This is a genomic window from Alpinimonas psychrophila (assembly GCF_014137865.1).
Lineage (GTDB): Bacteria > Actinomycetota > Actinomycetes > Actinomycetales > Microbacteriaceae > Alpinimonas > Alpinimonas psychrophila.
The window spans coordinates 36291-49243 of the sequence record NZ_JACGWU010000006.1 but is presented as its reverse complement, the minus strand read 5'-3'; the positions used below and the strand labels follow the sequence as shown (position 1 = coordinate 49243).

Here is a 12953-nt window from a genome sequence, read left to right as displayed (position 1 = left end):
TCCATTACCAAGACGATGAAGTCTCTAGGAAGGTTGAAAGATGGCTGAGCGATCATTCGCCAAAGAAGTTAAGCTACTGCGTCAGGGCGCTGGATCTGAGCTCCACGTTGAAGGTATCTTGGCCGTGACCAAGGCCCTGCTTCAATCTGGTGTTTCCTATGTTGGCGGGTACCAGGGCGCACCAATCTCGCATCTCATGGATGTGCTGAGCGATGCCAAAGAGATTCTAGACGAACTCGACGTTTACTTTGAAAACTCTGCAAGCGAAGCCACGGCCGCCGCCATGCTCGCCGCATCGGTTCACTACCCCATGCGCGGAGCAGTTGCCTTCAAATCTACGGTTGGCTTGAACGTTGCTTCCGATGCCCTCGCGAACCTCGCTTCGGGCGGGGTAAAGGGTGGAGCACTCGTTATTCTGGGTGAAGATTACGGCGAGGGTTCCAGCATCATGCAGGAGCGATCGCACGCCTTCGCCATGAAGTCCCAAATGTGGTTGCTCGATCCCCGACCGAATATCACTGCCATTGTCGACGCAGTTCAGAAGGGCTTTGAACTGTCTGAGGCGAGCAACACTCCGGTCATGTTAGATATTCGGCTGCGCTCGAACCACCTCCATGGCAGTTTCATCGCTGAAGATAATAAGCGTCCCCAAATGACGGTGACAGAAGCGGTTGAAAACCCGAAGCGTGATCTCAGCCGCATCGTCCTTCCACCGGCAAGCTTCTTGCACGAGCACGAGAAGATTAGCCAGCGTTGGCCAGCTGCCGTTGAATACATCCGTAAGAACAAGATGAATGAGTTTTTCGACGGTGAGGCTGAAGACATTGGCATCATCGTTCAGGGTGGTCTCTACAACACACTTAACCGCGGACTCGAACTTCTTGGCTGTTCCGACGCCTTCGGCAACACGAAGGTGCCCATGTACGTGATGAACGTCACATATCCGGTAATCGACCAAGAGGTCATCGATTTCTGTTCCGGCAAGAAGGCCGTGCTTCTGCTTGAAGAAGGTCAGCCTGACTACATCGAACAGAACATCAACTCGATTCTGCGCAAAGCTGCAAGCGACACTGCCCTCCATGGCAAAGATTTCTTGCCAATGGCCGGCGAATATCAAACGCACGTCATCGTCAAGGGGCTGGCGACCTTCCTCGGGCAATATCGCCCCGAGCTGATTAGCTCAACCCCATCACTGCTGCTTCCAGCAGATAACCCCAGCAGCCCCTTCGCGCCACGAGTCGATGCAAAGCAGGTGCAGGCCCGACCACCAGGGCTGTGTACTGGATGCCCTGAGCGACCAATTTTCAGTGCCATGAAGCTCGCGGAACGCGAAATTGGACAAGAACACCACGTGAGCGCTGATATCGGATGCCACCTTTTCGCTATCAATGAACCCTTCAACTTAGGTGCAACCACCATGGGGTATGGACTCGGTTCAGCTGGTGCTTCTGCCCTGAATGCTCAGGGTGCCGACCGCTCTACAGTCGCAGTGATGGGTGACGGAGGTTTCTGGCACAACGGTCTCACGAGCGGTGTTGGCAACGCAGTCTTCAACAAAAACGATCAAGTGCTCGTCATCGTCGACAACGCTTATGCGGCCGCTACGGGCGGGCAGGATGTGCTGTCCACGAGCACAAAGAGCTCAACCCGTTCAACCCAACACCCGATTGAAAAGGCGGTGCGAGGCGTTGGCGTCAAGTGGGTTAAGACCGTCACGAACACCTATGAAATCGGTAAGCTCCGCGATGTCTTCATCAACGCATTCACCACGGATGCTCCCGGACCCAAGGTCATCATTGCTCAGAGCGAGTGCATGCTTAACAAGGAGCGTCGAGATAAGCCTGCGAGAGCACAAGCCATAAAATCTGGCAAACGGGTGGTGCGCCAACGCTTTGGCGTTGACGCTGAGACATGCACGGGTGATCATGCCTGCATCCGAGTATCTGGGTGTCCTTCGCTGACAATCAAGGACAATCCAGACCCCATGCGCACAGATCCCGTTGCGACCGTGATCGATAGCTGCGTGGGTTGTGGCGTGTGTGGTGCAAATGCTCATGCGGCATCCCTGTGCCCGTCGTTCTACCGAACTGACGTGGTCATCAACCCCAATCTGGCCGATCGCATCTTGGGAAGCGTTCGCTCGGCATGGATCACCATGCTCAGTTCGACCGTCGAGCGTCGAGCGATGAAGTACGAGGTTGCAGCATGAGTTCGTGGGAATCTGGACGCCGACCCATCACAATCGCAATTCTTGCGATGGGTGGAGAAGGTGGTGGTGTGCTGTCTAACTGGATGGTGGCTCTCGGAGAGTCCTCGGGCTATACCGCTCAAAGTACCTCCGTGGCGGGCGTCGCACAGCGTACGGGAGCGACAGTTTATTACGTTGAGCTTTACCCGGATTCGTATCCAGCTGGGAAAGGCAGTGCCCGTCAAGAGCCAATCTTGAGCGTCTTCCCGACTCCAGGCCAGGTTGACGTGGTAATTGCCTCAGAGCTAATGGAGGCTGGCCGGGCCCTGCAACGCGGGTTCAGCACTCCCGACCGCACAACCCTCATAGCCTCAACGAACCGCGTCTATTCCGTGACGGAAAAGATGGAGCTCGGTGATGGGCGAGTGGATGTCGAGAGCCTTCTGGCTTCGGCCAAGGCGGGCTCAAAGTTGCTCATCGCAGCAGATTTTGGACGGCTCGCTCAGACAGCGGGGAGTGTCATTTCAGCTTCGCTCTTCGGTGCCTTCGCAGGATCAGGTGTGCTGCCTGTTCCGCGCGAGAATTTCGAGGAGACCATCCGAGAATCGGGTAAAGGCATCGAACGCTCCCTGGCCGCTTTCTCGCTGGGCTTCACTGCAGCTCAAGAGGCCGCGGCATTGGCCGAGGCTGAGAAAGCCCATCCTAAGCGACCATCGGGACCGGGGCCTGTGCGCTTGACAATCGGCATGCGTCCGCCTCAGGATCCTGAAGCCGAGGCCGCTGAGGCAGAAGCGAAGCGGCATCATGAGCTCGCAATCTCGAACCCTCGTAGCCTCGTTGGCCCACACCTCGAGAGACGTATGGATCGGGTCTCCCAGTTCCCCGAGGCGGCACGTTCAATGGTTGTTCATGGTTGTGTGCGAACTGCCGTTTTCCAGAGCCCGGAATATACAGATCTCTACCTTGAGAGAGCTGAGCGATTTATTGGGTTTGATCGCGCTCGTGATGATGACCAAGCAGAGCTTACTCTCGAGGCTGCACGGCACATTGCGCTATGGATGGCGTACCAAGACACAATCCAAGTAGCCCTGCAAAAGGTTCGCGCTCACCGTCTCGAAGGTGTCCGCAAAGAAGCCAAAGCTGGCGAGGGGCAGCTCACTCAAGTGCGGGAGTACCTGCACCCTCAAATTGATGAAATTGCAGATACTTTGCCCACATCCCTCGGGCGCTGGCTGTCGAATTCAGCTTTCATGGAGAAGATTGTCGGCAAAGTTACCCGAAGCGGAATGATTGTCAACACCACGTCGGTATTCGGATTTAGTACCTTGCGAATTCTCGCCTCGATGCGCCCGATGCGCCCTCGCTCATTGAGATATGGGCGTGAACAGTTAGCTATTGAGGCGTGGCTAGATACCGCTATCGATGTCGCACAAGTCGACTATGAGCTCGCCTGTGGGGTGGTCAAAGCCGCTCGGGTACTGAAGGGCTATGGTCAAACGCTTTCACACGGCAATGAAAGCTTCGGCAAGTTGATGGCGGTCGTGCCTTCGCTCTTAGGCCGTGAGGAAGCGGCGAAGACCTTCAACTCTCTTATTCAGGAAGCGCTGAAAGACGAGGATGGAGTTGCCCTAGATCAGGCGCTGGAACGATTGGCCCTGAGCCAGGTTAGCTGATTACTTTCGGCATGGTTCCCTCGGTGAATGCTGAGGGAACCATGCCGAAGTGGTCACTAAAGTACTCAGCGAAACGACCATGATGGGGGATGCCCACTTCGAGGCTAACCTCAGCAACAGTCTTGCGCTTGGGCCCACCACGTAGGCTCAACAGCTCACGCGCATGTCATCGATCAGTCCCATCGTATTATCCCACTGCGGGTTAGCCGCAAAGTCGAGCCACGCACGCCGCAGAGAGACTGATGAACCGATCTGGATGGGTCGTGGCTGAGACAAGTTGATAGCGAATTCCCGGTCATCTCCGAAAATTTGACGGAGATCAGCGGTCAGCCTTTCGAGCATCGACGAAGCCGCCAACAAAACGGCGGCATGAAAACCGGGACGGTTCAGAGCCCGACGTTGCCAAAGCGGTGTCCATTGTGAACAACATCAATCTTCGATTTCTGGCTCATTCTTTTTACCGTTTCTGTTTTGCCCCACTCTATGACTGCGTTGTCACAAATATGTTACGGGCGTAAAAGAAAATCGACATCATGTTTCGCGACGTAAGCGTACCCTCTTGAGCGTCTCTGATGGTTGTTCTTGATATTTCTCAGCGTAGTGGGCCGAAAACCGGCCAAGGTGGGAGAATCCGGATGCCATGGCGATGCTTGAGACGGTCGTGATCCCGGGAAGGTGGCTGGCTTCGATTCTGCCCCGCACCTTTTCGAGACGAATCTCGCGCAAGAGTTGAACGGGAGACTTGCCGATGTGCTCTTGAAACGCCGCCGTGAGTTGGCGGGCGCTGATGCCAACGGCACTCGCAACGGCCTCGATACTGATGTCCTCGGCAAAATGCTCTTCGAGGTAGACCTTTGCTGCAGCGACATAGCGGGGCCCGAGAAACTTTGTTTTTGGCTCCAGGACATCCGAAATATAGGGCGACAGTCCCGTCAAGATAGAGGACATGAGAATGCCCGATAGCCCTTGCTCCAGCATGGCGTCTGGCTGTCCCGCAGGTGAGGCGTCGACTTGCCCGATGACGCTCGACCAGATGGAGGTCATCAGTTCGGGGGCTGCCATCTTGAGTGGCTCGGCCATGGAAAGCAGCATGGGGTTCGCCAGACTTCGCCCAAAAGTAGACGCGAGAAGCGACTCGAGGACGCCAACGTCGACGGCCGCGATGAGGCAACCCAGGCCTCCGTGGGGGGCCATTTTCGTGGTTTGGGTTCCGTGGAGGGCGAACGGCCCCTCGGCGACCCATTCATTATTGCCGCACTCGACCCCCATTGGCCCCAACGGCAGCGCGACTAAGATTCGGCGGCGGTTGGGTGGGCTCACCACGGTGACGTCGCTGCCGTACGATACGAAAACCATGCTCACATCGCCGATTTTCAGGCCCGCGACGGTACCTTGGAGGCGCCCGTCGAGCCCCGGGGTGAGGATGTGCTCGTCTTCTGTGAGGTTGTTGACGCCATCGCGGATGTCGTCAACAAAGTCGCTCTTGATGAGGAGACGCGAATGAAGCGGAACGTCGATTTCACGTTGCGTCATTCGCGCCTCCATCATGTGTTGTTAGACCGCGACTCGGGAGGAAACGGGCAGACGAACACCCATTGCTTCGAGACGCGGAAGAACCTCTGCTGCGAAGTATTCTAGTTCGGAGACGTAGTCAACGAATGCGAGAGTCATTCCGGCAAAACCGGCATCCGCATAGCGCTTGATCTCATTAGCAACTTCGTCGGGGGTGCCAATGAGGGGCACGCCGCCGTGGCCCGCGGCAAACCGAGGTCGGAATACTGCCAGCATCTCCTTGGTAAATGACTGCGCATGTAAGCCCTGAAGTTCCATCAGGTAGTCGACGGCTCCCCAGTCTGCGTTCTCCTCGGCGTAGTAGTGGCGGTACTCCTCAGCCTCTTTGGTCGTTGCGCGGCAGACAACGTGGCTGAAGGTCAAGACACCCATGTCGCGTTTGTATTCCTCGGTCGCGAGCTTCTTGAGCCCGGTGACCACTTCTGCACCGTCTTCAGGGCCCATGACGGCGGTGAAGACAAAGTCGGAGTTCTTGGCGGCAAAGCCGCGGCCCTGAGGCGATGTTCCTGCATTCAGAATCGGCATGTGAGAGTCAAATGGTTTGGGCATGCTCTCGGCGTTCTTCAGATGAAAGAACTGGCCATCGTGGTCAAAAATTCCCGGGTTGGCCCAGGCCTCTTGGATAACATCCCACCATTCCTGGGCGAGCGCGTAGCGGTCGTCGTGCGCTTCGAGCAGGTTCAAGCCGAAGGCTTCGTATTCGGGCTGGTTCCAACCCGCAACGATGTTGAGGCCGGCGCGGCCGTGACCAATTTGGTCGAGCGTCGCCATTTGTTTTGCTACGGCAAGGGGGTGATTGAAAGCGGTGTGAATCGTGGCAAAAATGGTGATGTTTTCGGTGGCGGCCAAAAGACCGGCCGCCCACGTCACGGGGTCAAGGACCGAGCCGTGGAAGTTTGTTTCACCCTTGTAGCCAATCCAACGCGCGATAGGCAGCAGGAAGTCGATACCGGCTTCATCGGCAACTTTTGCCATGCGCAGGTTGTCGTCCCAGCTAGCGGACCAGCGCTCGGGAATCTTGGTAACGGCCATTCCGCCCGAACAGTTCGGAGAGAATAACCCGAGCTTGAAGTGGGTATTTGTCAAGAATTCACGGGACATGAGCGTTCCTTTGGTTGAGGTGGGCGAAGGGATGTTCGAAATGTTTATGAATAAAGTGCGTGGTTCGTGAGTGGAATAAAAACTTCTGGCTGGGTCGAAGCGATAACACGACCAATCAGGATCAGGTGGTCTCCCGCGGTCAGGCGGGACCAGACTTCACATTCCAGCGAGAAGGTTGCGTCGTCGAGGATGGGCGACTGGTGGACCCCAGAGTGCCACGTGATTCCCTCAAATTTTTCGCCGCCCCGTTGCGCGAAACTCGCAACCAGATTTTTTTGCTCATGGTCCAGAACATGAACGGCAAAATTATCAGTTTTACTCCACGCGTCGTAGCTTGTCGAGCGAAGATCGACGCACCACGAGACCAAGGGCGGCTCCAAGCTAACGGACGTAAAACTATTGCTCACCATGCCCACGGGATTTCCTTCATGGGAGGTTGTGATGACCGTCACGCCGGTCACCCAATGTCGCATGGCATTTCTCAGTTCCGTCGGCGAGATTCCTTGAGTGACGTCTGCGCCCTCCTGGATGACTGATTCGGGATGGCTGGCTATCACAATGTCGTCACTTTCCACGATTTTTTTGTCTGCTCGACCTTGAGCATTCTCCGATTCTGCCGCGAGCCGCAGGCTTTATCTATCCGAATTCGGCGGTGCTTTAGCCGATTTCCGAAGCCATTTTGGACCGTGTAAAACCTTGATTTCCCTTATGTTTCCTGGGTATTTCTACGAACGCGAAGAACGGCCGCGAAGCAAGAGTTGGGCGGTGAGATGGCCGGAGCCACCTCCCAAGCCGGGCCCCGGATGTGTCGCTGCGCCGATGTGCCAGAGCCCTGGAATTGCCGTCTTGTGTTTCGAGGTGGAGGGAGTCGGCCGCCAGAGCAAATTCTGATGAAGCTCGGCCGATCCGCCGTAGGGGTCGCCATTGATGGCGTTCGCATTTGCCGACTGCAGATCGGCAGGAGAAATGATGTCAGTGGCTAAGACAGAGCTCGCGAGGTCGGGCGCGTGACGTTCCAAGCTGCTGAGAACACGATCGAGATAGTGCTTCTTTAGCGTCTCCGTCCAGCCTCCGCTCACGTCGAGTTCTCCCTTGGCATCGCCGCACGGGGCAAACGGTAGTTCTTGAAGTTGCAGCCACAGGGACCCAGCGCCGTTGGGGACACGGTTCGGGTCGAGCAGGTATTGCTGACCAACGACGATCGTGGGATCGGCGGGCAGGAGCCCGGCTTCGGCCTGAGCGCAGGCAACGCCGGTGCTACCTGATCCATCGGTCACATGAATCAGAGGCACGTCATTGAGGCGGCCATCACTCCACTGAACTGGTCGCTTGAGGGCAACGTGAATTTGCATGGCCGCGCGCCCGGGGCGGTAGCGTGACACCTCGCGTGTGATAGGTGCAGAAACACTCTCGGGGGGAAGGAGTGTCTCGTAGAGTGCTCCGGGGCTGACGCTGGCAATGATGGCACGCTTGGCCGTGACGGTTTGGCCCGCAACGCGCACTCCCACGGCGCGACCCTTCTCGACAATGATGCTGTCGACCGGGTTGCCGAGTCTGACGTCGACGCCATTCTCCTCGAGAACTTTCGCAAATGCTGACACGAAGTTGGCCGCGCCTCCCGACACAACGGGCAGTCCGAAACCGTGCATACTCATGGCCATGATGGGGAACATGACGCCACCGGTCGTCTGGTCGGGGCCGAGCCCCGCGTGAAGGAGCCACGGAATCCAGAGCTGGTCAACATCCCAGCCATCAAACTTATTGCGCACAAAGGCGCGGCCGCTCATCAGGGCTTCCCGCACGAAGGCCTCGGTGCCGGCAATTTTATTGCGCCCCAGCATTTTGAGCGCCAGTTTCATGACGCGGGGGGAGCGCAGTTCTGCGCCCAACGCGCCGAAGGCGATGTCCGCATTTCGACCGAGATCACTGAGCATCGTCACGTAGGCGTCTTGGTCGTGGGCAAGCTCCAGGCCGTTCGCGGTCTTTTGCACGTCGCGATAGGCAATGGCGACTCTGTTATCACCCGAGACGCTTGCGGTAACGGCGTCATCGGAGTTGAGGTATTCCAGACCGTGTTTGTGGAGGGACGGCCCCAGCGCTGCATAGGCGCCACCCGAAACGAAGAGGGGATGCCACGATGAGTAGGTGTCATGGATATAGCCCGGCAACGTTCGCTCGCCGGAATCGATGAAGCCGCCAAGGCGGTTGGTGGACTCAATGAGGGCCACGGAGTGCCCCGCCATTGCTAACTCGCTAGCCGCCGTAAGGCCGTTTATCCCGGCGCCGATAACGACATAGTCAACAGTTGATTTCATCTAGTCCTCGCTTGTGAAGTGATGTAGCGGGCAGTATCCCTTGCTGGGAGTGCTTTCTAGTGCGCTTCGAAGGCTTCGGCTAAGAACCACGAGCCACCGTCGTTGGCAATCTTCACGTCAATGACGAGGGGAGCGTCCTGTGGGCCATCGAGCCACGTACGAACGCCGTCGAGGTCTGCGACGGTGCGCACAGTTATTCCGGATGCGCCGAAACCGCGGCCGATGGCGGCGACATCCACATCAGGGAAGGTCACGGTTTCCAGGTCGTGAGCCGAGGTGAAGTGGTGGACCTCGGCGCCGTAGGCCGCGTCGTTGTAAACGATGATGACGAGCGGGATGTGGAGGCGAACGGCGGTTTCCAGCTCGGAGATTCCCATGAGAAAACCTCCATCGCCCGTGCCTAAGACGGGAAGGCGACTCGGCTGTGCTAGGGCCGCACCGATGGCGGTGTGCAGCCCCAATCCGATGGATTGGAATGCCTGCGTAAAACAAAAACCAAATTCGTCAGGCACGCTGAGATGTGTACTCGGGTAGCCCATGAAGTTTCCAGAATCCACGGAAACGATGCGGTCCTTGGGCAACATGGCATCAAGCGTTGTTGTCACGAGTCGAGGGTCGATTCGCTCGGGGGTCGAGATGTCCTCGATGGGAACATCCTGCCAACGGGACTGCGTCGCAATGAGCTGCTTATTGGCTTGCGTGCGGTACTTGGTTTCCGACTGCCGATTCATCTTCGTCAGTTCCGCGAGAACATCGCTCGCGGTCAGCGCGCTATCCCCGAGAATTCCAAGGTCGATCGGGCGGTTGGCGCCAAGGGCGCTGTCTTCGACGTCAATTTGCACGACTTTCGTGCCCGCCGCGATGAGAGATCCGTGACGCATGGTCCACATGTTCAACGCACAGCCCCAGCCAACAATGAGATCAGCGCCGGTGATGAGTTCGGCGGTCACCGGGGAAGAGAAACCTCCAGAAATTCCCAACGAGAACTCGTCTTCATTGAAGAGGCCGCTCGCAACAGCCGAGGTGGCTACGAGGGCGCCAGATGCTTGAGCAAGTTCGAGAATTTCATCGCGAGCGAGACGCCCGCCCCGGCCGGCAACAAATACGGGCCGTTTGGCGGCGGCGAGGAGGCTGACGAGTTGGTCAACCGCATCAACAGAAGGGCGTAGGGCGCTGGTAGACGCGAGTTCGGCGATGTGGTCGGGGGTTCCTAGAGGGGCGGGTGCCGCTTGAACATCGAGGGGAAAACTCAACACAACGGTGCGATGCTCGTTGACGGCGGTCCGATAAGCCCGCACAGTGTCGGCCACGGCGCTCTCGGGGGAATGAATACGTTCGGCGACGGCCCCAATGCTGCGAGCAAGCGCGTCCTGATCGATTTTAAAGTTTGACCTCACAGCAAATCCCGGCGTATCAGCAGCGAGGACGATCATTGGGGTCCGGCTCTTGGCCGCCTCGCTCACGCCCGTAATGGCGTTGGTCAGGCCGCATCCCTGATGGGTAGTGACAACGGCAACGGTGCCTGACATTCGTGAGAACGCGTCTGCCATCGTTGCGGCACCGCCCTCGTGCCGGGCGGCGACAAAGGGGACGCCATTTTGGCGGAGGGCATTGGTAAATTCAAAGTTGCCACTGCCGACTACGCCAAATGCGTGGCCAACGCCGAGCTGTGCAAGTGTACGACCGACGAGTTCCGCAACGTTCATGCCTGTGAACCGACCTTTTCTCTTGAGAGTTATGATTACCATACCTGTTTCATTGCGACCGTCAAGCTTTTGCAATGTACTTGTAACAAAGCACTCCGTGTTCATCATTCAAAGGAGAGAAAGTATGGGTAAGCCACCATCTTCGTGCAGCATCGAGCGCACCGTCGAGTGGGTCGATACGGATGCCACTGGACATCAGCACAATTCCGTCATTTTGCGGTGGGCTGAGGCCTGCGAAGCGCAACTCTTTAGAGATCTCGATTTGCCTGAATACTTTCCCACAGCACCCCGCGTTCAACAGACCGTGAACTTCACCGCGAAATTGTACTTTGGGCAGCGCGTTCGCACAACCATCCGCGTAGAAAGAATCGGAGAAAAATCGCTGACCCTCGTCTTCACGACGGAGGGACTCGATGCCGACGGTGCTGTGCAAAATAAGGCCGCGCACGGCACGGTGACCAGCGCGTATGTTGCCCCGGGGGCGAGTCATGCGAGTTCGTGGCCGGCGATATTTCGTGAACGGATAGTTCCCCTCACAATTTAGAGCGCAGCGCGAAGCAGTTTGCCACTTTGTCCTCGTATTCAGTCTGATGAATCAGATAATGCTTTGCCATGTGCGGTGTAAATGGCGGAGGCGACGGCGAGATCCTCCCACGACATGCCTAAGCTTTTGAAGAAAACGGGACGATCGCGCAGAATCGACTCGGGGCGCAACACAAGCTGTTTGAGGGGGATGAGCTGCGCTTTTGTGATGGCACCCTCGGCGATGGAATGAATGATGTCACCGGCTTCTCGCAAGGCAGCGGCCCTATCTTCAACGATGACGTGGGCCCGTCTACAGAGTGCCGCGTCAACTTCACGCGCGTCGGGGTCGTGCGATCCGACGGCCACAATAATGACATTGTTTTTCAGCAGCGAAGAGTCGAAGAGTGGCTTTTTCGAGGTTGTTGCACAGATCACGATATCTGCCTTTGGTAGGAGGTTAGCGATGTCGTCGACGCTGGTCACTCGCGTCACGAACGTGATGTTTGCCACGAGCTCGTGCGTTGCCAGTTCCGCTCGGAGTGCGAGGGCATGCCCTTGGCCCTGGGGTCCCGCACCAAATATTATGACCGTGACAGTGGCTGGTAGCGATGCCAGAAATGGTCGTATAGCCAGCATCGAGACGGCTGGCGTGCGGAGCGTCGTGAGTTCGGTGCCATCGAGAAGCGCAATCTGCGTCAAAGTCCAAGCGTCGTAGAGGTTATAGCTCGCCTGAATCCGGGGGGCCATGCGCTGAGGGTCGTCGGGGGAAACGGTGACGATTTTGATTCCAGCAAAGTCTCCGGCAGCAGAGGGCATGATGAGGAAACTGCCAAATGGCAATGCAAAAGATGCCCGATGCAGGTCATCGGAAGGATCAAAATCGCTACACAGTAATTCGGTCAGCGCGTCCACGGCGTCTTGTGGAGAAACCAGTCGCTGGATGTCCGCTCCGGTGATCTCGAGTATTGATGACATAGGACCAACGCTAGCGAACGTGGAGGCCCGGGGAGAATCCGCGATGGCTCTGCACGAGGCAGAACTCCTCAACCGAGCTTTAGCCTGAGAAGCCGAGGGATTTCGAAAGCTGATCGGCGTGCTCCCGAACGATTCGCCCGGTTTCGAGAAACTGTTCCGTCTGAAGGTCCAATTTCATAAAGGTGACGCTGATGGCGCCAGCAACGATGCCATTGTGGTTGAAGAACGGAGCTCCAACGCACACCACTCCGAGAGCATCTTCCTCATTCTCGATCGCGAATCCGCGCTCACGCGCGAGTGCCAGATCTTCGAGGAGTTTTTCGGGCGTCGTAATGGTGTGGGAAGTCTTGGCAATCATGCCGGTTCGGGCGCAAATAGCGATGACCTGTTCGTCAGGCAAGCAGGAAAGAATGGCTTTTCCTGCGGACGTGGCGTACGGATGTTCCTTTTTACCGAGGGGCGTATGAAAACGAACTGTACCGGGGCCATCGACGCGGTCGATAAACACGGGTTGTCCATCCTCCGCAATGGCGACACGGCTTGTCATCGCCAGCTCATCGGAAAGGTGAACGAGTACTTGGCGTGCGAGATCAGCAAGCGGCATTTGATCGAGGGCAATTTCTCCCATTCGAACCAGGCTCATTCCAAGCTTGTAGCGAGGGCCGTCGGTGACCTCTTGCAAGTATCCGCGGTCAACAAGGGTTCGAATGAGCGAGTAAGAGGCACTTTTGGAGAGCCCGGATCCTTTTGTGATCTCTGTGAGGGAGAGGCCAGACCGAACGTTTGCAATCATGTCCAAGATATCCAGAGCACGAGAAACGCTCTGCACCGTGTATTTGCCCAACGTCGCTTCTGGGGGCGTTTCGGGTGTCGCCGCGGAAGAGCCCATGGCTACATC

At 57.1% G+C, this 12953-nt stretch carries 10 protein-coding genes; 3 read left to right on the top strand and 7 right to left on the bottom strand.

The genetic code is table 11. The features are described from left to right. Positions 1 to 40 precede the first annotated feature (40 nt). Positions 41 to 2209 carry a thiamine pyrophosphate-dependent enzyme gene (locus tag FB555_RS08600; protein ID WP_182485074.1) on the top strand — a complete coding sequence of 723 codons (2169 nt, stop codon included), beginning with the start codon at positions 41 to 43 and terminating at the stop codon, positions 2207 to 2209. Then, on the top strand, positions 2206 to 3861 hold the full coding sequence (locus tag FB555_RS08595; RefSeq protein ID WP_182485073.1) for an indolepyruvate oxidoreductase subunit beta family protein: 1656 nt from the start codon (positions 2206 to 2208) through the stop codon (positions 3859 to 3861). The genes FB555_RS08600 and FB555_RS08595 overlap by 4 nt, the downstream gene beginning before the upstream one ends. Positions 3862 to 4392: 531 nt before the next feature. Here FB555_RS08595 and FB555_RS08585 read toward each other — a convergent pair. From FB555_RS08585 to FB555_RS08565, 5 genes are all read right to left on the bottom strand, one after another. Continuing rightward, positions 4393 to 5394, bottom strand: a complete 1002-nt coding sequence (locus FB555_RS08585) for a helix-turn-helix domain-containing protein (protein ID WP_182485071.1) — start codon at positions 5392 to 5394, stop codon at positions 4393 to 4395. A gap of 21 nt (positions 5395 to 5415) precedes the next feature. Next, positions 5416 to 6534, bottom strand: coding sequence for an LLM class flavin-dependent oxidoreductase (locus FB555_RS08580; protein WP_182485070.1), 1119 nt, complete (start codon positions 6532 to 6534; stop codon positions 5416 to 5418). 44 nt (positions 6535 to 6578) lie between these two features. Beyond that, entirely contained in the window at positions 6579 to 7109 is a 531-nt protein-coding gene (locus FB555_RS08575; protein ID WP_182485069.1) for a flavin reductase, read from the bottom strand. A gap of 150 nt (positions 7110 to 7259) precedes the next feature. Further along, positions 7260 to 8849: a phytoene desaturase family protein gene (locus FB555_RS08570; protein WP_182485068.1), complete on the bottom strand. Its 1590-nt coding sequence runs from the start codon at positions 8847 to 8849 to the stop codon at positions 7260 to 7262. A gap of 56 nt (positions 8850 to 8905) precedes the next feature. Further along, positions 8906 to 10555, bottom strand: a complete 1650-nt coding sequence (locus FB555_RS08565; RefSeq protein WP_182485067.1) for a thiamine pyrophosphate-binding protein — start codon at positions 10553 to 10555, stop codon at positions 8906 to 8908. Between the two features lie 124 nt (positions 10556 to 10679). On the opposite strand from FB555_RS08565, the gene FB555_RS08560 reads away from it, so the two are divergent. After that, positions 10680 to 11099, top strand: coding sequence for an acyl-CoA thioesterase (locus tag FB555_RS08560; RefSeq protein WP_182485066.1), 420 nt, complete (start codon positions 10680 to 10682; stop codon positions 11097 to 11099). A gap of 38 nt (positions 11100 to 11137) precedes the next feature. Here FB555_RS08560 and FB555_RS08555 read toward each other — a convergent pair whose 3' ends face one another. Both FB555_RS08555 and FB555_RS08550 read right to left on the bottom strand, forming a co-directional pair. Then, positions 11138 to 12055, bottom strand: a complete 918-nt coding sequence (locus FB555_RS08555) for an ornithine cyclodeaminase family protein (protein WP_182485065.1) — start codon at positions 12053 to 12055, stop codon at positions 11138 to 11140. A gap of 79 nt (positions 12056 to 12134) precedes the next feature. Next, on the bottom strand, positions 12135 to 12944 hold the full coding sequence (locus FB555_RS08550; RefSeq protein ID WP_182485064.1) for an IclR family transcriptional regulator: 810 nt from the start codon (positions 12942 to 12944) through the stop codon (positions 12135 to 12137). Positions 12945 to 12953 lie beyond the last annotated feature (9 nt).

What these genes read in the sequence shown, in the direction of transcription:
- FB555_RS08595 (WP_182485073.1), top strand. Translation starts at nt 2,206, where the DNA reads ATGAGTTCGTGGGAATCTGGACGCCGACCCATCACAATCGCAATTCTT.
- FB555_RS08560 (WP_182485066.1), top strand. Translation starts at nt 10,680, where the DNA reads ATGGGTAAGCCACCATCTTCGTGCAGCATCGAGCGCACCGTCGAGTGG.
- FB555_RS08570 (WP_182485068.1), bottom strand. Translation starts at nt 8,849, where the DNA reads ATGAAATCAACTGTTGACTATGTCGTTATCGGCGCCGGGATAAACGGC.
- FB555_RS08585 (WP_182485071.1), bottom strand. Translation starts at nt 5,394, where the DNA reads ATGACGCAACGTGAAATCGACGTTCCGCTTCATTCGCGTCTCCTCATC.
- FB555_RS08600 (WP_182485074.1), top strand. Translation starts at nt 41, where the DNA reads ATGGCTGAGCGATCATTCGCCAAAGAAGTTAAGCTACTGCGTCAGGGC.
- FB555_RS08550 (WP_182485064.1), bottom strand. Translation starts at nt 12,944, where the DNA reads ATGGGCTCTTCCGCGGCGACACCCGAAACGCCCCCAGAAGCGACGTTG.
- FB555_RS08565 (WP_182485067.1), bottom strand. Translation starts at nt 10,555, where the DNA reads ATGAACGTTGCGGAACTCGTCGGTCGTACACTTGCACAGCTCGGCGTT.
- FB555_RS08580 (WP_182485070.1), bottom strand. Translation starts at nt 6,534, where the DNA reads ATGTCCCGTGAATTCTTGACAAATACCCACTTCAAGCTCGGGTTATTC.
- FB555_RS08555 (WP_182485065.1), bottom strand. Translation starts at nt 12,055, where the DNA reads ATGTCATCAATACTCGAGATCACCGGAGCGGACATCCAGCGACTGGTT.